This is a genomic window from Bacillus cereus group sp. BfR-BA-01441 (assembly GCF_022663075.1).
Taxonomy (GTDB): Bacteria; Bacillota; Bacilli; order Bacillales; family Bacillaceae_G; genus Bacillus_A; species Bacillus_A cereus.
Window position 1 is genome coordinate 1 of the sequence record NZ_JAKUEU010000383.1, and the last position, 229, is coordinate 229.

Genomic DNA, 229 nt, shown 5'->3' on the forward strand with positions numbered 1-229 from the left:
GGTAATGATGGCAGAGAGGCCACACCCGTTCCCATACCGAACACGGAAGTTAAGCTCTCTAGCGCCGATGGTAGTTGGGACCTTGTCCCTGTGAGAGTAGGACGTTGCCAGGCAATCCGGAGGATTAGCTCAGCTGGGAGAGCACCTGCCTTACAAGCAGGGGGTCGGCGGTTCGATCCCGTCATCCTCCACCATTTAGCCGACTTAGCTCAATTGGTAGAGCAACTGA

The 229-nt window shown here is 55.9% G+C and carries 1 tRNA gene and 1 rRNA gene; both read left to right on the forward strand.

From position 1 onward, the window contains the following. A 5S ribosomal RNA gene (rrf, locus tag MR107_RS30935) occupies positions 1–113 on the forward strand; the annotation flags it as partial. Positions 114–118: 5 nt separating this feature from the next. Then, positions 119–194 (forward strand) — tRNA-Val (locus MR107_RS30940). Positions 195–229 lie beyond the last annotated feature (35 nt).